Source organism: Amycolatopsis sp. NPDC028719, from assembly GCF_055565395.1.
This window is the reverse complement of the sequence record NZ_JBVHUL010000007.1, coordinates 215,556-234,868: the sequence shown is the minus strand read 5'-3', so window position 1 is coordinate 234,868 and position 19,313 is coordinate 215,556. Positions and strand designations below refer to the sequence as shown.

At 73.0% G+C, this 19,313-nt stretch carries 19 protein-coding genes; 7 read left to right on the top strand and 12 right to left on the bottom strand.

The window, feature by feature from the left end; all coding sequences use genetic code 11:
• The first annotated feature begins 29 nt into the window (after positions 1-29).
• Together ACZ4TR_RS31760 and ACZ4TR_RS31755 are read left to right on the top strand one after the other, a co-directional pair.
• Positions 30-338 (top strand): hypothetical protein, encoded by a 309-nt coding sequence (locus ACZ4TR_RS31760; protein WP_465291126.1) that lies wholly within the window; start codon positions 30-32, stop codon positions 336-338.
• Positions 335-1,654, top strand: coding sequence for a DUF4474 domain-containing protein (locus ACZ4TR_RS31755; protein WP_465291124.1), 1,320 nt, complete (start codon positions 335-337; stop codon positions 1,652-1,654). The genes ACZ4TR_RS31760 and ACZ4TR_RS31755 overlap by 4 nt, the downstream gene beginning before the upstream one ends.
• 5 nt (positions 1,655-1,659) lie before the next feature.
• Here the strand turns inward: ACZ4TR_RS31755 and ACZ4TR_RS31750 are convergent, their stop codons facing one another.
• Positions 1,660-1,911: a hypothetical protein gene (locus ACZ4TR_RS31750; protein ID WP_465291122.1), complete on the bottom strand. Its 252-nt coding sequence runs from the start codon at positions 1,909-1,911 to the stop codon at positions 1,660-1,662.
• 105 nt (positions 1,912-2,016) lie between these two features.
• On the opposite strand from ACZ4TR_RS31750, the gene ACZ4TR_RS31745 reads away from it, so the two are divergent.
• The gene (locus ACZ4TR_RS31745; protein WP_465291120.1) at positions 2,017-2,580 is read left to right on the top strand and encodes a dihydrofolate reductase family protein; all 564 of its coding nucleotides are present in this window, start codon (positions 2,017-2,019) and stop codon (positions 2,578-2,580) included.
• Here ACZ4TR_RS31745 and ACZ4TR_RS31740 read toward each other — a convergent pair.
• The 9 genes from ACZ4TR_RS31740 to ACZ4TR_RS31700 form a co-directional block, all read right to left on the bottom strand.
• Positions 2,526-4,073 carry an acyl-CoA carboxylase subunit beta gene (locus ACZ4TR_RS31740; protein WP_465291118.1) on the bottom strand — a complete coding sequence of 516 codons (1,548 nt, stop codon included), beginning with the start codon at positions 4,071-4,073 and terminating at the stop codon, positions 2,526-2,528. The two genes, ACZ4TR_RS31745 and ACZ4TR_RS31740, sit on opposite strands and share 55 nt — an antisense overlap.
• Entirely contained in the window at positions 4,070-4,840 is a 771-nt protein-coding gene (locus tag ACZ4TR_RS31735; RefSeq protein WP_465291116.1) for an SDR family oxidoreductase, read from the bottom strand. The genes ACZ4TR_RS31740 and ACZ4TR_RS31735 overlap by 4 nt, the downstream gene beginning before the upstream one ends.
• Positions 4,837-5,589, bottom strand: a complete 753-nt coding sequence (locus tag ACZ4TR_RS31730; protein WP_285483972.1) for an SDR family oxidoreductase — start codon at positions 5,587-5,589, stop codon at positions 4,837-4,839. The genes ACZ4TR_RS31735 and ACZ4TR_RS31730 overlap by 4 nt, the downstream gene beginning before the upstream one ends.
• A 263-nt stretch (positions 5,590-5,852) precedes the next feature.
• A complete protein-coding gene (locus ACZ4TR_RS31725; protein ID WP_465291114.1) occupies positions 5,853-6,614 on the bottom strand; it encodes a hypothetical protein in 762 nt (253 codons plus the stop codon).
• A gap of 201 nt (positions 6,615-6,815) precedes the next feature.
• Entirely contained in the window at positions 6,816-8,123 is a 1,308-nt protein-coding gene (gene melA / locus ACZ4TR_RS31720) for an alpha-galactosidase (RefSeq protein ID WP_465291112.1), read from the bottom strand.
• Between the two features lie 32 nt (positions 8,124-8,155).
• Positions 8,156-9,061 (bottom strand): carbohydrate ABC transporter permease, encoded by a 906-nt coding sequence (locus ACZ4TR_RS31715; RefSeq protein ID WP_465291110.1) that lies wholly within the window; start codon positions 9,059-9,061, stop codon positions 8,156-8,158.
• The gene (locus ACZ4TR_RS31710; RefSeq protein ID WP_465291108.1) at positions 9,058-9,993 is read right to left on the bottom strand and encodes a carbohydrate ABC transporter permease; all 936 of its coding nucleotides are present in this window, start codon (positions 9,991-9,993) and stop codon (positions 9,058-9,060) included. The genes ACZ4TR_RS31715 and ACZ4TR_RS31710 overlap by 4 nt, the downstream gene beginning before the upstream one ends.
• Positions 9,994-10,002: 9 nt before the next feature.
• Positions 10,003-11,268: an ABC transporter substrate-binding protein gene (locus ACZ4TR_RS31705; protein WP_465291107.1), complete on the bottom strand. Its 1,266-nt coding sequence runs from the start codon at positions 11,266-11,268 to the stop codon at positions 10,003-10,005.
• Positions 11,268-12,095, bottom strand: a complete 828-nt coding sequence (locus tag ACZ4TR_RS31700) for an endo alpha-1,4 polygalactosaminidase (protein WP_465291105.1) — start codon at positions 12,093-12,095, stop codon at positions 11,268-11,270. The genes ACZ4TR_RS31705 and ACZ4TR_RS31700 overlap by 1 nt, the downstream gene beginning before the upstream one ends.
• A gap of 259 nt (positions 12,096-12,354) precedes the next feature.
• Here ACZ4TR_RS31700 and ACZ4TR_RS31695 point away from each other — a divergent pair, with 259 nt between their 5' ends.
• The 4 genes from ACZ4TR_RS31695 (at position 12,355) to ACZ4TR_RS31680 (ending at position 16,347) form a co-directional block, all read left to right on the top strand.
• Positions 12,355-13,443 carry a sensor histidine kinase gene (locus tag ACZ4TR_RS31695; RefSeq protein ID WP_465291103.1) on the top strand — a complete coding sequence of 363 codons (1,089 nt, stop codon included), beginning with the start codon at positions 12,355-12,357 and terminating at the stop codon, positions 13,441-13,443.
• Positions 13,436-14,908, top strand: a complete 1,473-nt coding sequence (locus ACZ4TR_RS31690; RefSeq protein ID WP_465291101.1) for a hypothetical protein — start codon at positions 13,436-13,438, stop codon at positions 14,906-14,908. The genes ACZ4TR_RS31695 and ACZ4TR_RS31690 overlap by 8 nt, the downstream gene beginning before the upstream one ends.
• Complete coding sequence (locus ACZ4TR_RS31685) at positions 14,893-15,543, top strand: response regulator transcription factor (RefSeq protein WP_465291099.1); 651 nt, start codon at positions 14,893-14,895, stop codon at positions 15,541-15,543. Before ACZ4TR_RS31690 ends, ACZ4TR_RS31685 begins: the two co-directional genes overlap by 16 nt.
• Positions 15,544-15,714: 171 nt before the next feature.
• On the top strand, positions 15,715-16,347 hold the full coding sequence (locus ACZ4TR_RS31680; RefSeq protein ID WP_465291097.1) for a hypothetical protein: 633 nt from the start codon (positions 15,715-15,717) through the stop codon (positions 16,345-16,347).
• 96 nt (positions 16,348-16,443) lie between these two features.
• Here ACZ4TR_RS31680 and ACZ4TR_RS31675 read toward each other — a convergent pair whose 3' ends face one another.
• Positions 16,444-18,273 (bottom strand): bifunctional sugar phosphate isomerase/epimerase/4-hydroxyphenylpyruvate dioxygenase family protein, encoded by a 1,830-nt coding sequence (locus ACZ4TR_RS31675; RefSeq protein WP_465291095.1) that lies wholly within the window; start codon positions 18,271-18,273, stop codon positions 16,444-16,446.
• A complete protein-coding gene (locus ACZ4TR_RS31670) occupies positions 18,260-19,129 on the bottom strand; it encodes a shikimate dehydrogenase (protein ID WP_465291470.1) in 870 nt (289 codons plus the stop codon). Before ACZ4TR_RS31670 ends, ACZ4TR_RS31675 begins: the two co-directional genes overlap by 14 nt.
• Positions 19,130-19,313 lie beyond the last annotated feature (184 nt).

Genomic DNA, 19,313 nt, shown 5'->3' with positions numbered 1-19,313 from the left:
ACAGATCGTGTCACACGGGGAGGAAGCCGGTGGGGTTCGAGGTCGACGTCGAGGACATCCGCAAAGCCGCGGCCAAGCTCGGCGCGGGGCCGCCACCCACCCTCGCCGCGGGTGGGGCGCCGAACGTCGGGGCCACCGCGCGGGCCGGTGGGTTCGCCGGCGACTACGACGTCTGGCTGACCACCCGGCAGGAAGACCTGCAGGCCGCGCAGCAGCAGGTCGAGAGCCTGGTCGAGAGCATCAACGCCGCCGCCAAGGCCTACCGCGCCGGCGACGACGGTGCCCGGGACGCGTTCTTGAAGGCCCTCGACAGCGGCTTGGGACGGATCGACCGGTGACCGGGATCTTCGACCGGATCTACGACCTCGCCGGCCAGGTCGAAAAGGGCAGCACGACCGAGCTGGACGACCGGGCTCGCGCCTGCCGGACCGCCGAGGAAGCCGTCAAGGACGCCAAGGCGCTGATCGAAAGCGTGCGCGTCGAACTGGGCGAAGGCTGGCAGGGCGGGGCCGGCGAGGCCGCGCTCTCCTCGTTGGACGACTTCAAGAAGAACCGCGACGCGCAGGCCGAAGACCTCGAGGAGTCGGCGAAGTCGTTCGAGGTGATCCGCGACGCGCTGGCGAAGGCCCAGTCGGAAGCGCGGGACAAGCGCGAGCGCGCCGATGCCCTCCGGACGAAGCTCGACCGGGTCTGGCAGGACCTGAGCCACGGCAAGGGGAACATCGTCTTCGCCTGGGGGCAGGACAAGATCTTCAAGGCCGAGGCCCTCGTCCTGCTCGCCGACCTGCAGCTGGCCGTCACCACCTACGACGCCGTCCTGCTCGCCGAAGGCCTGAAGCTCCGCACCAAGACCGGCCAGGTGTGGGAGCTGGCGGGCTCGGAGAAGCGCAACCCCGCCGAGATCGCCGCGATCCTGCTCCGCGAGCTGCCGGCCCTCGCCGCGCTGGTGGCGAAGAACCCGGAACTGCGGCTCGCCCTGCTCGCGGGCGACTGGGACAAGATCATGCAGGACCCGGACGTCGCCCAGGTGATCTACGACTACTTCGGCTTCAAGTACGACGAAAACGGCGACTTCTACACCACCGGCGAACACTCCGTGCAGAGCTACCTCGGCTGGCACGACCTCTACGACAAGCTGGAACCCGTCATCGGCGCGAAGCTCGACCACACCAGCGACGGCGGCGACAACATGGAGTTCACCGACCCGAAGACCGGGAAGCAGTACCGGCTGGAGCTGTGGAAGGGCAGCTACGGCTTCGGCGGCGCGTACGGCGGCGAGGTCGGGTTCTACACCCGCGAACCCGGGGACGACCACCCCGAGGGCTACTACTCCGCCGCCCAGGGCGACGACCAGATCAAGGTGACCCAGCAGATCTACGACAAGACGACCGGCGAGGTCTACTTCACCAACGACGGCCAGGGCGCCGACGGCACCGACAAGAAGCACTTCTGGAACCTGGCGATCCGCACCGATTCGGACGTGAACCCCGAGGCACTGGGCCAGCGCGCCACGATCGAGGTGCGGGACACGGACATGCGCGACCGGATCTACGCCGAGATGACCCGGTACGCCGCCGCCCACCCCGACCAGAACCTCACCGTCCACCTGGGCACGGACGACCCGCCCACCCTGAGCTACGACTGGCGGAAGTGACGACCTCAGTACCCGGTCAGCGGCTTGAACTCCCAGGCGCCGTCCTCGTCCCGGTCGTCCCGGCGTGCCGGGGCCGCGCGCTCGGTGAGGCCGTCGAACACCCCGGCGACGTCGACCAGGGCGGCGACCTCGTCGGCGACGTGCTGGCCGTGCCGGGCTTCGATGTTTTCCAGCCCTTCGCGCAGGGCCGTGGTCGCGGCGCTCCTGGCCTGGTCCCGCAGGGCGCGGGCCAGCTCTTCCGAGGTCGAGTCGCTCATGGTGCCACCCTAGGGGTCCGGCCGGTCGTGAGAGCGGGACCGATGACTTTCCCCGGTCGCCGACGTCAGTACCGGAGTCCGCGAACCCGGCCCGAAGGAGACATCGTGGCGAAACTGCTCTACGGCTTCAGCTGCTCGGTCGACGGCTTCATCGCCGGCCCCGGCGGCGACATGTCCTGGCTGACCCCGTACCTCGGCCCGGACCCGGTGGTCGACGAGCTGATCCCGGAGATCGGCGCGCTGCTCGTCGGGCGCCGGACGTTCGGCGGCGACGACCCGCACCGCGGCACCGAAGGCGAGGGCAAGGCCTTCGGCGGCGGCTGGGAAGGCCCGCAGGTCGTGCTCACCCACCACGCGCCGGCGCCGGTCCCCGGCGTCACGTTCATCGGCAACCTCGTCGACGCGGTCGCCGCCGCGAAGGAGGCGGCGGGTGACAAGTACGTCAACGTCCTCGGCGCGGACATCGCCCGACAGTGCCTCGAAGCCGGCCTGCTCGACGAGATCCTCGCGATGCCGGTGCCGGTGCTCCTCGGGGACGGCGTCCGGATGTTCGACCACCCCGGCGGCAAGACCGTCGAACTCGAGCTGGTGCGGCCGAACTGGTACCGGGTCCTTCAAGGACGCATCCCGAACGACGGCCGGCCCAGCAATTTCGGCAGCGCCGCGTAGGCGTCCGGCACCCAGTCGCACAGCCGGGCGCGGGTCTCGCGGGGGTCGATGACGTCCTCCACCGAGAACCGCTCCGCGGTGCGGAACGGCGAGCGCACGGCGTCCAGGCGGGCGCGGATCCCCTCGATCCGGGCCGCCCGGTCGTCGGCGGCGTCGAGTTCGGCGCGGTAGGCCGCTTCGATGCCGCCCTCGACCGGGAGTGAACCCCAGTCGCCCGACGGCCACGCCCAGCGGCGGACCAGGCGGTGCCGGTTGACCTGGCCCGCGCCGCCGACGCCGAACACGCGGCGGACGATCACCTCGGCCATCGGGACCCGCGCCTGGTAGACCGCGGTCACCGCGCGGGCGCCGTGGCGGATCGCGCCCGCGCGTTCGGCGGCCGCGCCGATCACCATGCCCGCCTGGTCGGTCAGCGACACCAGCGGCAGGTGGAACGTCTCGCAGAGGTCGACGAACCGCGTCGTGACGTCGGCGCCCTCCGGCGTCAGCGTCGCGCCGCGGTACGGGTCGGTGGCGAGGACGCCGACCGGGTGGCCGTTCAGCCGCGCGAGTCCCGCGTAAGCCGAGCCGCCCGACACGGCGTAGTCGAACACCGACCCTTCGTCGAAGACGCCGTCGAGCAAGGGCCGCAACCGGTACGGGTGCCGCCGGTTGCGCGGAACCAGCGACAGCAGCGCTTCCTCTCGCCGGTCCGCCGGGTCCGAAGTGGATCCGACCGGCGGTAGGGAGTCCACAGAGGACGGCAAGTACGACAGGAACTGCTTCACCACCGCGAAAGCCTCGGCCTCGGACGCGACGATCCGGTCGATCGCGCCGCTGCGCCGGTGGACGTCCGCGCCGCCCAGTTCCTCCTTGGTGAGGTCCTCCCCCGTCGCGTGCTTCACCACCGGCGGCCCGGCGACGAACAGCTGCCCGGCACCCTCGACCAGGACGTTCAGGTGCGCCATGACCGCCCGCGCGGCGCCGAGCCCGGCGACCGGGCCGAGGCAGAGCGCGACTACCGGCACCGTCGAGAGGTTGTCCACCACGAGGTCCCAGCCCGGGTTGACCGGAACGTAGGTGAACCCGTGCTGCTCCAGCATCTTGACGCTGCCGCCGCCCCCGGTGCCCTCGATCAGCCGCACCATCGGCAGGCCCAGTTCGTTCGCGAGCCGCTCGGCGTAGACCTGCTTTTCCATGATCGCCGCGTCGGCCGCGCCGCCGCGGACGGTGAAGTCGTCGCCGCCGATGGCCACCCGGCGGCCGTCGAGCTTCGCCGTGCCGAGCACGAAGTTGGCCGGGGTGAACGCCTCGAGCGAACCGTCCGCATAGGACGCCGTGCCGGCCAGCGCCCCGATTTCGTCGAAGCTGCCGGGGTCGGCGAGCGCGGCGATCCGCTCGCGGACCGTCGAGCGCCCGGCGGCGTGCTGGCGGGCCACCTTCTCCGGCCCGCCCATGCGCTCGGCCAGCTCGCGCCGCCGCGCGATCTCGTCGACCTCCGGCTGCCAGTTCATTCGGCTTCGAGGGCCGCTTCGACCTTGCGCTGCAGCTTGTTCATCCCGCCGAGCCACCGGTCGGTCTGGGTCGCGCGGGCCGCGTAGTAGTCCGCGACCTCCGGGTGCGGCAGGACGAGGAACTGCTTCGCCTCGATGGCCGCGAACAGCGCGTCCGCCACCTGCTCGGGCTCGATCGCCGACGCGCCCATCAGCAGCTGGCCGGCGGTGCCGGTGCTCTCCAGCATCGCGGTGCGCACGCCCTGCGGGCAGATCGCCTGCACGGTGATCCCGCGGTGCCGGTAGGTCGCGGACAGGTACTCGGCGAACGCCAGCGCGCCGTGCTTGGTCACCGAGTACGGCGCCGAGCCGAGGCTGGTCAGCAGCCCGGCCGCCGACACCGTCGCGATGAAGTGCCCCTGGCCGCGCTCGAGCCACGCGGGCAGCAGCAGGTTGGCCGCCCGGACGTGCGCCATGACGTTGACGTCCCAGGTGCGCGCCCAGACCTCCTCGGGGCTCTCCGGGCCGCCGAAGGGCGCGATGCCCGCGTTGGCGCAGAAGATGTCGATCTCGCCGAGGGTCTCGCGGGCGCTCTCGACCAGCTTCGCGACGCCGTCGACGCTCGCGACGTCGCCGACGAACGCCGTCCCGCCGACCTCTTTCGCGATTTCCGCGGCCTTGTCGCCGTCGAGATCGGCGACGACCACCTGCGCACCACCCGCGGCGAAGCGGCGGGCCAACGCGGCCCCGATGCCCCCGCCGCCCCCGGTGACGACGACGCCGGTCACAGGCCACCGCCCAGGGTCACGCCGCCGTCGAGCACCATCGTCTGGCCGGTGATCCAGCCCGCGTCGTCGGAGAGCAGGAACGCGACGGCGCCGGCGATGTCGGCCGGCACGCCGAGGCGCTTCATCGGGTAGGCCGCCGAGACCTCTTCTTCGCGGCCTTCGTAGAGCGCGGTGGCGAACTTCGTCTTGACGACGGCGGGCGCGACGGCGTTGACGCGGATCTTCGGCCCCAGCTCGGCGCCGAGTTCGACGGTCAGCCGGATCAGCGCGGCCTTGCTGACGCCGTACATGCCGATGCCGGGCGACGCGCCGAGGCCGGCGACGGAGGCGACGTTGACGACGGCCCCGCCGTGCTCCCCCATCCACGCGTCGCGGGCGCGCTTGGTCCAGCCGAGCGGCGCGAGGACGTTGACGCCGAGGATCTTCGCCGCGGCGGCCGGGTCGATGTCCAGGGTGGGCCCGTAGACGGGATTGATGCCGGTGTTGTTGACCAGGTAGTCGAGCCGGCCGAAGGTCTCGATCGTCTTCGCGATCGCCTCGTCCTGGTGGTCGGTGTCGTCGGACTTGCCCGGCACGAACATGGCGACGTCGGGCCCGCCGAGGGAGTTGACGGCCTCTTCGAGCGCCTCGGGCTTGCGCGCGGTGATGCACACCTTGGCCCCGCGCTCGACGAGCGTCTTCGCGATCCCGAGGCCGATGCCCCGGCTGGCCCCGGTGACGATCGCGACGCGATCCTTGAACGAGTTCACGGCAGTGTGTCTCCTTCGCGGTGTGGTACCCGGCACATGCTAAGCGGTCGGTCAGGTGCTCATTATGCGCGATACCGCCATCCTCTCAAGCCGACCCACGTCACACCCGCCACCGGCGTGGGTGGCGGCCGTCGCCGGTCCGGCCGGCCGGGCGGGCGGGCGGGCGGCCCCCATGGCTGAAGGGCCCCTTCCTTGCGTCTGACGCAAGGAAGGGGCCCTTCAGTGCAGGGGACGAGTCCCCTTGGACCGGCTGCGTGCCGGGCTTAGCGGCTCTTGTTCTCGGTCTTGCCCTTGCCGGCGGCGGCGTGACCGTTGCCGTTGGTGCCGTTGACCGGCTTGGGGGCCGGCGGCTTCGGGGCTTCGGCCGGCTTGGGCGGCGTCGGCGCGTCGGCCGGCTTGGGGGCCGCGGCCGCCGGCTTGGCGGGCGTCGGCGGCACCGCCTGGTCGGCCGGGGTCACCACCTTGTCGGCCGGCACCGGAGCCTTCACCTCGTTCTCCGGCTCGGCCAGCGGGTTGGACCGCCGGACCTGCACGACGGCCGCGATCGCGGCCACCGCGGCGAGGGCGACCACCCACGGCCAGCGGGCCCGCCGGGAACGCTCCCCGCGTGCCACGCTCTTCGCTTCGTTCAGCGCGACGGCCAGGTCCCGCTTCGCCGTCGCCACGGCCTTGCGCCGCTTGCGGTTCGACTCGTTCGCCGAACCCGCCACCGTCGCGATCGCCTGCGCCGCCTTGCGGCCGGGGTCGCGCAGCTTCACCGCGCGCGAGAGCACCTCGTCGCGGGCGGCGACCGAGTGCTTCCGCACGTCCCGGCGGGAAGACCGGGTGCTCTTGTCGAAGTCCTTGGTCGCCGAACGGCCGACCTTCGCCAGCTCGTCGGCCCCTTCCGTCAGCTTCCGATCGGTGATCTCCACCGCGCGTGCGGCCGCGGCCGCCCCGACTCGCGCCGCCTCCGCGGCAAGATCCCGAACCCCGGCCGCCGCCGTCTTCACCGATCGCCCGACCGGAGCATCGCCCTGGCCCATGTGACCACCTCTCACTAGTTCCGCAGGCAGGGGCCTGCTCAGTCTCACTCCACTGGGCTACCCACCAATCGGCCTTCCGGAACCTCCGACCACCCGTCGGTGTGGGTCAGGCCCCCACGTCGGGCAGGCTCTTGCCGCGCTGGAGGCGGCGCGCTGTGCTTCCGGAAGCAGCTGAGGACGGTCGCCGTAGGAGTCGAGAGGTCAGCGGCCGAGGACGGCGCGCAGGCCGGGCTGGAGGCGGTCGCCGTGGGCGCGGACCAGGTCGTCGCACAGCTCGAAGATCCGTTCCACCGGCAACGCCGCCGCCGTGGCCGGGTCGGTCATCGCGGCGTGGCGGATGTGGCGCGGGTCGTCCTCGACGGCCGCGCGCACGACGAGGTCGTTCACGCTCAGGTACGTCCGGTTGAGCGCGGCGAGCTGGGGCGGCAGCGCTCCGATCCGGGTCGGCCGGACGCCGGTGCCGTCGACCAGGCACGGCACCTCGACCACCCCGCCGGACGGCAGGTTCTCGATCAGGCCCCGGTTGACGACGTTGCCGTAGACGGTCCGCGGGGTGCCCGTGAGGACACTGTGGACGATCTGCGGGGCGTACTCGCCGGTGCCTTCGACGGGCAGCGGCTCGTCGGCCGCGATCGCGTGCCGGGTGCGTTCGTACTCGGCCTCGTTCTCGGCGACGATGGCGAGGTAGGCCCCGATCGGCAGCCGCAGGCGCTCGACCTCGGAGTCGTGCTTGAGGTACCAGGGCACGTACTCGGCGGAGTGCTCACTGGTTTCCGTCGGGTAGTAGCCGAGCCGCCGCAGCATGTCGAACCGGACGCGCCGCCGCAGCTGCTCGTCGCCGGCGGCCAGCTCCCGCAGCCGTGGGTAGAGGTCGGTGCCCGCGTGCTCGAACCGCAGCACCCACGCCTGGTGGTTGACCCCCGCCGCGACGTAGGTGACCTCGTCGAACGGCACCCCGACGAGCTCGGCGAGCCCGTGCACGGTCCAGTACACCGAGTGGCAGAGCCCGACGACCCGGGTCAGCCCGGTGGCTTCGCCCAGGTACTGGACGTTCATCGCCATCGGGTTGGTGTAGTTGAGCAGCCACGCCTCCGGGCAGACGTCGGCGATGTCCGCGCCAAGCTCCTTCAGGAAGGGGAACGTCCGCAGCGCGCGGAAGATCCCGCCGATGCCGAGCGTGTCGCCGATGGTCTGGCGCAGGCCGTGGCGCGCCGGGACGTCGAAGTCGGTGCGCGTCGCCTCCCCCATCCCGATCTGGACCATGTTCACGACGAAGTCCGCGCCCGACAACGCTTCCCGCCGGTCGGCGTGCGCGGTGAGCACCGGCTTGACGCCCCGGACGGCGGCGATCCGCCGGGCGGCCGCCAGCGCCGTCGCCAGGCGGTCCGGGTCGATGTCGTGCAGGGCGACGTGCACGCCGTCCAGCTCCGGGTAGGCGAACAGGTCGGCGAGCAGGCCCTGGGTGAACACGACGCTGCCCGCGCCGACGAAGGTGATCTTGGGGGTCATGGAAATCCGATCCGGTGGTTCGAGGTGCGGGTTCAGGCCTTGAGCCCGCTGGAGGTGATGGACTGGACGAACGTCTTCTGCGCGCCGAGGAAGGCCAGCAGCACGGGCAGCACGGTGATGACGTTGCCCGCCATCACGGCGGCCCAGTTCGTGTGGTGCTGGCCCTGGAACGTGGTGAGGCCCAGCTGCAGCGTGTAGACCGTGTCGTGGTTGACCGCGATCAGCGGCCAGGTCAGGTCGTTCCAGGTGGTCAGGAACGTCAGCACGGCCACCGTGCTCAACGCGGGCCGCGACAGCGGCAGCACGATCGTGAACAGCACGCGCAGCCGCGAGCAGCCGTCGATCCACGCCGCCTCTTCCAGTTCCCGGGGCAGGGACAGGAAGAACTGGCGCAGCAGGAACACCGCGAACGGCGTCACCAGCGACGGCACGATGAGCGCACCGAGGCTGTCGATCAGGCCGAGCTTCTTCATCACCAGGAACGTCGGGATCATGGTGAGCTGGAACGGGATCGCCATCGTCGCGACCATCAGCGCGAGCAGCGCCCGCGAACCGGCGAACCGCATCCGCGCGAACGCGTACCCGCCCAGCGCGCCGAACAGCAGGTTCGACACCACGGTGACCGCCGAGACGATCAGCGAGTTCCCGAACCAGCGCAGGAAGAGCGCGTTCTCGAAGACGTAACGGTACCCGGCGAAGTCCACTCGGGACGGCCACAGCGCGGGCGGGAACCGGTTGATCTCGGCGTTGCTCATCACGGAGCTGAGCAGCAGCCACACCAGCGGCGCCGCGAACACCAGCGCGAGCGGCACGAGCAGCAGGTGCCACGGGCTGAACGGCAGCCGGGGCCGCCGCGGCACGGGCAGCACGCGGGTCGCGGGTACTTCGAGCCGAGCCGGCCGTGCCGGCTGGGTCGGCTGTGCCGGCTGGGTCGTCATCGCAGGGCCTTCCCGGGCCGGCGCAGCACGCGCAGGACGACCACGACGACGAGCAGGGCGAGCGCGAGCACGTAGGCCGACGCGGCGCCGTAGCCGGCGGTGAAGTTCTTGAACGCCTGCTCCCAGACGAAGTAGACGATGACCGTGGTGGAGCCGAGCGGGCCGCCCTTGGTCGTGACGTAGACCAGGTCGAACACCTGCAGCGACGTGATCAGCTGCCACAGCACCAGGAACGCCGTCACCGGGGCGACCGCGGGCAGCGTCACGTGCCGCAGCACGCGCCAGGTGCCCGCACCGTCCAGCCGCGCGGCCTCGACCAGCGACGGCGGCACGTCCTGCAGCGCGGCCAGGTAGACCACGACGCAGAAGCCGGTGCCGCTCCACAGCGTGATCCCGACCAGCACCAGCAGTGCCTGCGCCGGGTCGGTCAGGAACCCTTGCGGGGACACGCCGAGGTGGTGCAGCAGCGAGTTGGCCGCGCCGAACTGCGGGTCGAGGATGAAGGAGAACAGCACGCCCTGGGCCGTCGCCGACAGCACGAACGGGACCAGCACCAGCGTCCGGTACAACCCGACCAGGCGGATGCGCCGGTTCAGCGCCTGCGCCAGCAGGAACCCGAACAGGATGCTGAGCGGGACGTAGAGCACCGTGTACAGCACGGTGTTCCCGACTGCCTGGGCGAAGTGCGGGTCCTGGGCGAGAGCGGCGTAGTTGTCCAGGCCGGTCCAGCGGCTCGGGGTCACCAGGTCGTCGACCTGGAACGACAGCACCAGCGACCAGGCGACGGGCACCACGCCGAGGCCGAGGATGATGAGGACGGCGGGCGAAACGTAGGCCCACGCCGCCGCGGTTTCGCGACGGCGCCTGCGTTGGACGGGGCCCGAGGCGGAGCCTCGGCTTGGCAGGGTGACGGGCCTCGGCAGTCCGGGCATGGCGGCTCCCTATCGCGGAATGATCAGGGCGGCGTTCGCGGCCGCGGCGCAGTCGCGCAGCGCGTCGGCCGGCGTCGCCTGGCCGAGCAGCACGGCGACGATCGCGGTGCCGACGGCCGCCGACACCTGGGGGTAGGCCGGGTGCACCGGCCGGACGCGGGCGTTCTCCAGCGCGTCGACGAAGACGGGCAGGCCCGGAGTCTCCGCCGTCTTCTCCTGCCACGCCGGCAGTTGCTGCGTCCCGCGGCTCAGCGGAAGGCTGCCGGCGCCGTCGTCCCAGCGGACGTCCTGGGCCGGACCGGCCAGCCAGGACAGGAAGGTGCGCGCCGCCTGGACGCGCTCCTCGCCGTTGTCGAACAGCGTCCAGGTGTCCGGTCCGGAGATGGTGCCCGGCCGGCCGCTGAAGCTCGGCAGCGGCACGACCGCGTAGTCGATCCCGGCGTCGGCGATGTCGGGCAGCTGCCACGGTCCGGTCGGGACCATGCCGATGTGGCCCGCCCCGAACGCCTGGTACATCTGCTCGCTGCCGGTCTTCGGATCGAGGTAGACGGACTTCGCCGCGGCGAGGTCGCGGACGACCTCCAGGGCGCGCACGCCCTGGTCCGCGAACCCGATGCCACGCCCGCCCGCGCCGATGACGTCGCCACCGAGGTCCCACACCATCGGCCAGAACCGCCACACGGTGTCCTCGTCACCGGTGGCGGGCCAGGCGGTGCCGAAGGTGCCGCTGCCCGCGTCGGTGAGTTTCCCGGCCGTGGCGACGAAGTCGGCCCACGTCCAGCCGGCGGCGGGCAGCGGGATCCCGGCGTTGGCGAACAGGTCCTTGTTGCACACCACGGCCAGGGAGTCGAGCAGCGCCGGGACCGCGCGGGCGCGGCCGTTGACGGTGACCGCTTCCCGGGCGGGCGCCCAGAACCCGGGACCCGCGTCGACGAGGTCGGTGACGTCGACGACGCTCGGGCTGCGCGCGACGCTGGCCAGGTCCGAGCCGAAGACGTAGGCGATGTCCGGGAACGACCCCGACGCGAGCGCCGCGGTGATCTTCTGGAGCATCGCGTCGGCGAGGACGCCGCCGCCCAGGTCGATCCGGATGCCGGGGTGCGTCCGGTGGAAGTCCGCGACGAGCGCGTCGAGGACCTTCTTGCCGGTGTCGGTCTGGCCGTGCCAGATCTCGACGGTGACCGGGCCGCCGGTGGCGCGCGCCGGGCCGCAGCCGGCCACGGCGGCGCCGAGGGCGAGCCCACCGGTGGCGCGCAGGAATCCGCGGCGGTCCATCAGCAGGTCTTGCGGACGTAGCCGGCTTCGCCCTTCGGGACGACGTCGTGGTCGCGGCGCACGATGCTGAGCGAGCTCCACCGGCTGCAGGCGGTCTTCAGGCCGGCGTCGGTGTACTCGATGACGATCACGTGGTCGCCGAACGCGGGGGTGAACTCACCGCAGTTCGTCTGCTGGCCGCACTCTTCGGCGATGGCGAAGTCGAGGCCGTTCGCCTGGCGCTGGTCGGACAGCTCGGAGGTGTTCTTCTGCCCGATCGCCAGGCCCTTTCCGTGGGCGTGCGCGGAGAGCAGGCGGATGTAGGCCTGGGCGTCGCTGTCGGTCAGAAGTCCTTTGGAGCGCGTGAAGCTGTCGTAGTTGTCGGGCTCGATCGCCTGGTAGCCCTTGGCCGCGCAGTCGTCGACCCAGGCGTTGACCTTGGCCGCGACCCGGGTTCGCTTGTCCGCCGTGTGGAGGTCGAGCAGGGCTTCGTCCCAGTCCTCGTCGACGACGACGTTGCCGTTGGCGTCGCGGAGGAGGAGGTCGCCCCACTCCCCTTCGGCGCCGGGCTGGGCCTGGAAGGCGTTGACGTAACAGATGTTGTAGAGGCCCGCGGCGGGCTGGGCGGTGTGGTCGCGGCTGACGACCTTGACGTCGCTCGCCGGGGCGTAGGCGCCGCCGATCTGGTAGTCGAAGCCGGCCTTGACCGGCGGGGGCGTGACGGCGGCGGCCGGTGCCGCGGAGGCGGAACACGCGGTGCCGGCCATGACGAGCGCCGCCAGGGCGGCGCCGGCGAGGAACTGAACGCGGGAAGAGGGCATCATCGAACTCCGGATGATGGTGGGCACGACCCCGCCTCGGACCACGAGCACGTCCTGGCGACTCAGTCCGGGCTCGCGGCGAAGGCCGACATACCGGCTGGGCGTACCTCTGACGTCGGGGCGTCCGTTCCGACGTGCTCAGCAGTAAAGCGAGCAACACCGGGCATGTCAAGTGCTCGATAGTGCAAGAAGTCCGCCCTTAATGGACAGAATTGCGCGTCGCGTGCGGCCTGGTAGAAACAGGACGTCCGATTTTCGCAGTGCGACCGGGGCTCTCGGGGGTGTGATGACGGCCAGCGCGCCGGGGCCGGTCGAGGCGCAGTTCCGGGCGTCCGTCACCCGGTTCGCCGGACCCGCACGAGCCGTCGCCACCGGGGCCGTCGGCGTCTTCGGGGTGGTCGCGGCGCCCGGTGCGTTCCCGGCCGCCGGACTGCTCGCGCTGACCCTCGTGGCGGGCGCCGCCGACGTCTTCGCCGGGCGGCGCACGTCGTTCGCGCTGGCGGCGCTGCGGGCCGGGGCGGTGGGCGCGTGCCAGCCGTGGATCACGTCGGTGCCCGGCGCGGCGAGCCTGTGGGCGGTGAACGTCCTCACGATCACCGCGATCACCTGGCAGTGGGAGCACCCGCCGCGGCTGACCGGGCCGGCGCTGGTGGTGCTGCTGGCCGTGGGGATCACCGCGGGCGGCGGGGACTGGCTGCTCGTGGCGCTGCGGGTCGTCGTGGAGAGCGTGCTGGCGCGGCTGGCGTTCGTGCTGCTCGTCCGGTCGACGGCCCGGACGGACGCCGCGCGCGCCGAGCAGGCCGCGCTCGAGCGGGCGGCGGCGCTCGAGGGCGACCGCCGCCGCCGGGAACGCGAGTACCTGGCGCTGCTGCACGACACGGCGTCGGCGACGTTCCTGGCGGTCGCGTCCGGCGCGGCGGCCGACCCGGGTGCGGTGGCCGGGTACGCGGCCCGCGATCTGGCGATCCTGACCGGCTCGCACCGGGCGGAGGACACCCCGGCGGACCTCGAAGCGGGCCTGCGCGCGACGCTGGCGGGGCGCGCGTTGCCGGTCGTGGCGGTCTGGGAGCCGGTGCCGCTGATCCCGGCGTCGGCGGCGCTGGCGGTGGTGCGCGCGGCCGAGGAGGCGCTGCGCAACGCCGAACGCCATTCGGGCGCGGACTCGGTTTCGGTGCGGCTGGCGTCATCGCCGGGCGGAGTGACGGTCACGATCGCCGACGACGGCACCGGCTTCGATCCGGCATCGGTTTCCCCGGCGCGGCGTGGGGTGCGCGGCTCGGTGGTGGAGCGGATGCGCGCGGCCGGCGGGACGGCGGAGGTCACGTCGGCTCCCGGCGCGGGAACGGTCGTGACGTTGAGGTGGTCCGGTGCGTGAGCCGGCGGAGGACAGCGCGGCCGAGGGCGGTGAGGTGGTCGGCCCGGGATCCCAGGGCTCCTCGGGCTCCTCCGGGCCCACGGAGACCGGCTCCACCGCACCCGGGTTCGCCGCCGCCGCTGCTGCCGGAACCGCCCCCGATGCCATCGCCGCGCCCAGCACCCCAGCGAACACCCCCACGCCCGGACCTGCGGCCCGCCCCGCCACCGCAAGCGACACTCCCAGCGACCTCGCCGCGCCCACCGACGCCGCGACTCGGCTCGCCACCCCCGAACCCCCGGCGCGCTCCGCCAGGCCCAGCTTCCCCGCGAACACACCCGTCACTCCCGGACCCGCAGCCCGCCCCACCCCCGCACACCACACCCCCAACGACCCCGCCGCACCCGCCGACCCCGCAATCCGGCTCGCCGCGGCCATCCGGATCGTGCTGCTCGGCGTCACCGGCATCATCCAGCTCGGCCTCGGGATCGCTCCGCTCCTCCGGCACCACTCCTCCTACCGGCCGCCGGTCGCGGCCGATCTCGCCTACGTGACCCTCGCCGGCGTCACCGCCTTTTGCGCCCTCTGGGTGCTGCGGCGCAAGCCGCTTCCCCGGTCGATGGCCGCCGGCGGGACGCTCGTCGTGCTCGCCGCCTCCTCCGCCGCGACCGCCGCGCTGCCGCCGGATGCCTTCTTCCGGGAGCCGCACTGGTCGTTCGGGCTCGTCGGGTGGCACCTGCTCGTGCTGCTCGCCGACCGGCCGCCCGCCCTGCTGACCGCGCTCGCCGCCCACACCGCCGCCAGCGTCACCCAGTTCCTGCTCGGCGGGGCCCCGACGCGCACCGAACTCGGCGACGCCGCGATCGTGCTCTTCGGCGTGACCGTCTTCCAGCTCGCCATCGCCGGGCTGATCCGGCTGCTCGACCGCCGCGCGGGTGAGGCCGCCGCGGCCGCCGCCGAGCGGGAGCGCCTGGCCATCCGGGCCGCCCTCGCCGCGCAGGCCGGGCGGGACCTGCGCACCGGGTTCGCCGAGCAGCTCGGCGCCACCCTCCCGCTGCTGGCCGGCCTCGCCGACGGCACCGTCGACCCGCGCACGCCGGACGCCCGCGCCCGCTGCGCGCTGGCCGCCGCGCAGCTGCGGCGGCTCTTCGCGGAGAACGACGACGTGCCCGACCCGCTCGTGCACGAGGTCACCGCGTGCCTCGACGTGGCCGAGCGACGCGGGATCGTCGTGACGCTGGCCGTGAGCGGGGACGTCGTCGACGTCCCGGCCCCGGCCCGCCGTGACCTGACCGCTCCCGTGCTCACCGCGCTGGCCGCCGCCCGCACCCGGGCGCGCGTCAGCGTGCTGCGCACGCCCGAGCTGGTACGCGTCGCCGTGGTCGCGGACGGTTCCGCGGAAGTGACCGGATCCGCGGCGGTCCCCGTCACGTCCCACTCCCGGGACGGGCAGACCTGGATGGAGGCGCGGTGGCGACCCGAGTGACGGCCGTGGTGGTCGACGACCACCCGGCGGTGCGCGCCGGCGTGGCGTACTGGCTGGCGGGCGGCGACCCGCCGATCGACGTCGTCGCCGAGGGCGAGGACGTCAAGGCCGCCTGGCTCGGCGCGGGCGCGGACGCCGACGTGGTGATCTTCGACCTGCACCTGGGCGGCCCCGCGCCGGCGTTCGGCGACCTGCGGCGGCTGGCCGAGGCCGGGCGCCGGGTGGTCGTCTACTCGATGCGCGCGGACGACGAGGTCGCCCTGCAGTGCCTCGAACTGGGCGCGCTGTGTTACCTGACGAAGGCCGAAGGCGCGGGGCACCTCGTGGAAGCGACCCGGGCGGCGGCGCAGGACCGGCCCTACACCCCGCCGTCGCTGGCCGGAGCGCTCGCCGGAGATCGTTCGGAGACGCGGCCCGCGCTCTCGGCGCGTGAGGCCGAGGTGCTCGTCGAGTGGTTCCAGTCGGAGTCGAAGGAGTTCGTCGCGCACCGGCTGGGGATCTCCGCCAGCACGGTCAACTCCCACCTCGAGCGGATCCGGGTCAAGTACGCGCGCATCGGCCGCGAGGCGCCGACGAAGGCCGCGCTCGTCGCCCGGGCCATCCAGGACGGCCTGATCGGCATCGACGATCTGTGACCTCCGTGTGGTGCGAACGGCCCACACCACCGGTGCGGCATTCGGGTTAGCTTCCCGCTGACGGAGCCGCGAGGGCGCACCGTTCCCGGCCGCCGCGACTGTCCTGGGGGCGGCCACGGCGCTCGGCTCCGCCCGCCCGGAACCCGTCCGGCGGGCTTTCCGAGGAGATCCATGAAGCACGTCCGCACCACCGCCCTGCTCGCCGCCTGCGCCGCCGGCCTCCTGCTGTCCGCGTGCGGCGGGGAGTCCGGCCAGGCCGCGCCCGCCGCCCCCAGCAGCGCTCCCGCCGCCCCGGCGTCCGACTCGGCGTCGGCGTCGGCGGAGTCTTCGACGGGCGCGGCCGTTCCGGCCGGCGACGTCACGAAGCCCGGCACCGAACTGAAGCTCGGCGAGCGCGCGGTCGTCCCGTTCAAGTACGGCACCACCAAGTCCGGCACGATCGCGATCACGGTGACGGCGATCGAGAAGGGCGCCAACGCCGACCTCGCGAAGTACGGCGACAAGGCCCGAGGAATCACGCCGTACTACCTGCGGGCGACGGTCGAGAACGTGGACGGCGCCGACCTGGCCTACGCCTCGGTGAGCCTGCGCGCCCTCGGCACCGACGGCCGCTCGACCGGCGTGATCATCACCGGCAGCACGGACCAGTGCAAGTCCGGGACGGCGGGCAAGGACTTCACCAAAGCGGGCGCGAAGTTCGAGACGTGCACGCTGCAGGGCGCCCGCGAAGGCAGCGAGGTCGGCTCCGCGACGTTCGACAAGGGCGACGGCTACGACAAGTCCCCGGTGGTCTGGAAGAACTAGGGCCGTGCGGCCGGCGGATTTGTCGACAGCGCAGGTGCGCCCCAAGGCGGCCTTGGGTGCGTCTGACGCACCGAAGGCCACCTTGGGTGCGCGACGCTAGGTGCTGCGCCGCCGGGCTTCCCGTTGCCTCCGGTGGGCGGCCATCCGCACCGGGGAGTTCGCGGCCCCGTCACCCGCGTAGCCGCCGATGCGCTGCACCACCTCGAAGAACACGCGGCCGCCGAGCACCACGGTGAAGAAGTGCAGCAGCTCGCCACCCTCGTCGCGGTCGTAGAGCACCGACTGCTGCCGCAACGCCGTCAGCAGCGAGGGGTCCGGGGCCAGCCGGGCGTCGAGGTCGTCGTAGTAGTTGCCGGGGATCTCGAGCAGCGGCGCCCCGAGCTCGCGCATCCGGCGCGCGCTCGCCAGCGCGTCGCCGGTGGTCAACGCGACCCGCTGCGGCTCGCGCACGCCCGGGGCCCACTCCCCGCGCCGCAGCAGGGCCGATTCGAGCGCGATGCGGACGCGGCCGGACGGGTCGGCCACCGTCCGGCTGCGCACCAGCCCGAACGGTGCCGCGAACTCCGTCACCGGCTCCGGCTCCAGGCCGAGAACCGCTCGGTAGAACAGCGCCGCCTCGTCGAAGTGGTCGAACGGCTGGGTCAGGGCCAGGTGGTCGATCCCGGTCACCCCGGCTTCACCGCCCGCCGCCGGGGTCCGGGTGAAGTCGCCGAGCCAGCTGTCCGCGTCGTCGGCGCCGGTGCGGCAGAAGAAGACCGACGTTCCGTCGGGCGCGGCGACCGCCGACAGGTCCGCCTCGTCCGCGCGGTGGCCGCGCGGCAGGATCGGGGCGAGCAGCCGCTGGGCGCGCCGCGCCGAGGCGACCGGGTCGGCGCTCTCGACGGCGACCGCGCCGACCGACGCGCCCCCGGGGCCGGAACGGTTGAGCAGGATCCGGGCGTCTCCCTGCTGCCACAACCGGACGGGCTTGGACCGGTGCCGGCCGGTCTCCGCGAAACCCAGGCCCCGCAACGCTTCCGCCACTGCGGGCTCCGCGTCGTCGTCGACCGCCAGCTCGACGAACGCGTGCCCGGCGAGCGCCGGAGCGGGCGGCAGGTCCGCGACGCCGAGCGTCTCCTGCAGGCCGAGCAGGGACCGCATCGCGTCGACCGCCGCCGGCCCCGGGTCGGCCTGGCGGAAGACGTCGTTGAACACCTCGAGCGACAGCGGCCCGCGGTAGCCGGCCGCCAGCACGTGCCCGGTGAACGCGGTCAGGTCGAACGCGCCCTGGCCGGGGAAGAGCCGGTGGTGCCGGCTCCACTGCAGGACGTCCATCTGCAGCCGCGGCGCGTCGGCCAGCTGCAGGAAGAACAGCTTCTCGCCGGGGATCGTGCGGATCGCGGCCGGGTCGCTGCCCCGCGACAGGATGTGGAAGCTGTCCAGGCACAGCCCGAGCGCGGGGTGGGCGGCGCGGCGCACGATCCGCCACGAGTGCTCGTAGGTGTTGACGAACCGGCCCCACGCCAGCGCTTCGTAGGCGATCCGGATGCCCCGCGCCGCGGCGCGCTCGGCGAGCAGGTGCAGCTGTTCGGCGGCGAGGTCGTCGTCGTCGACCGCGTCCGGGGAGACCGACGAGCACACCAGCATCGTGTCGGCGCCGAGCTGGTCCATGACGTCGAACTTCAGCTCCGCGCGCCGCAGGTTGCGGGCGAGCACGTCCGGCGGGACCGCTTCGAAGTCCCGGAACGGCTGGTACAGGTCGATCGACAACCCCAGCTCGGCGCAGTGTTCGCTGATCTCCTTCGCCGACCACGACGACGCGACGAGGTCGTTCTCGAAGATCTCCACCCCGTCGAACCCGGCCGCGGCGGCCGCGGTCAGCTTGTCCTCCAGTGTCCCGGAGAGACAGACGGTGGCGATCGAACGGCGGGATTCAGTCGAGGACATCGGCGGGCTGCCTTTCCGGAGACGCGGTGAGCTCGGCGAAGTGCCGCGACATCCGCGCGGCGTCGGGTTCGGTACCGGTGAACAGGCCGAACGCCTCGGCGGCCTGGAACACCGCCATCCGGCCGCCGTCGAGCACCCGGGCCCCGGCCGCGCGCGCGGCGCGGACCAGCTCGGTGTCGAGCGGGCGGTAGACCACCTCGGCGACCCACAGGTCCGGGCGCAGCAGCCGGGCGGGCAGCGGCAGCCCCGGGTGGGCCGCCATGCCGGTCGGGGTGGCGTGCACGAGCCCGTCCGCGGCGCCCACCGCCGCTTCGAGATCCGTTCCCGCCGACGCCCGGCCGATCCCGAACCGGCCGGCGAGGGCGGCCGCGAGTTCCGCGGCGCGGGCGGCATCGAGGTCGAAGATCCGGACCCGGCCGGCGCCGGCGGTGAGCAGGCCGTGCGCCACCGCGGCACCGGCTCCACCCGCGCCGAGCAGCACGACGGAGCCCAGGTCGACGTCGGGCAGCCCGGTCCGGAGGCCGCGCGCGAAGCCGGACCAGTCGGTGTTGTGCCCGGCCGCGCGGCCGTCCTCGAACACGACGGTGTTGACCGCGGCCAGCGCGGCGGCGTCCGGGGACAGCTCGTCCAGGTGTGCCGGCACGACCTGCTTGCACGGGTGCGTGATGTTCAGCCCGCGGTACCCCGCGTCGCGAGCCGCGGCCAGCAGCGACCCGACGGCGGTGGCCGGCACGCCCAGTTCGTCGAGGTCGAAGCGGGCGTAGACCAGGTCGATCCCGAGCCGGCGGGCCTCGGTCTCGTGCAGCGGCGGGCTCAGCGACGGCCCGATGCCCGCGCCGATCAGCCCGGTGAGCACCGTGCCCGGGTCCGCCCGCGCTGCGGGGGCGCGGATCGCGTCGATCGCCGAAGACAAGCTCACAGGCACTCCCGTAATGTACGAACCAGTACGTTATTTGTACCTCATGGTGTCGCCGCCGTGAAGGGCCCGGATCCGCGGTGACGTCCTACAGTGGGCACATCAGCTGAAGCGAGGAAGGAAG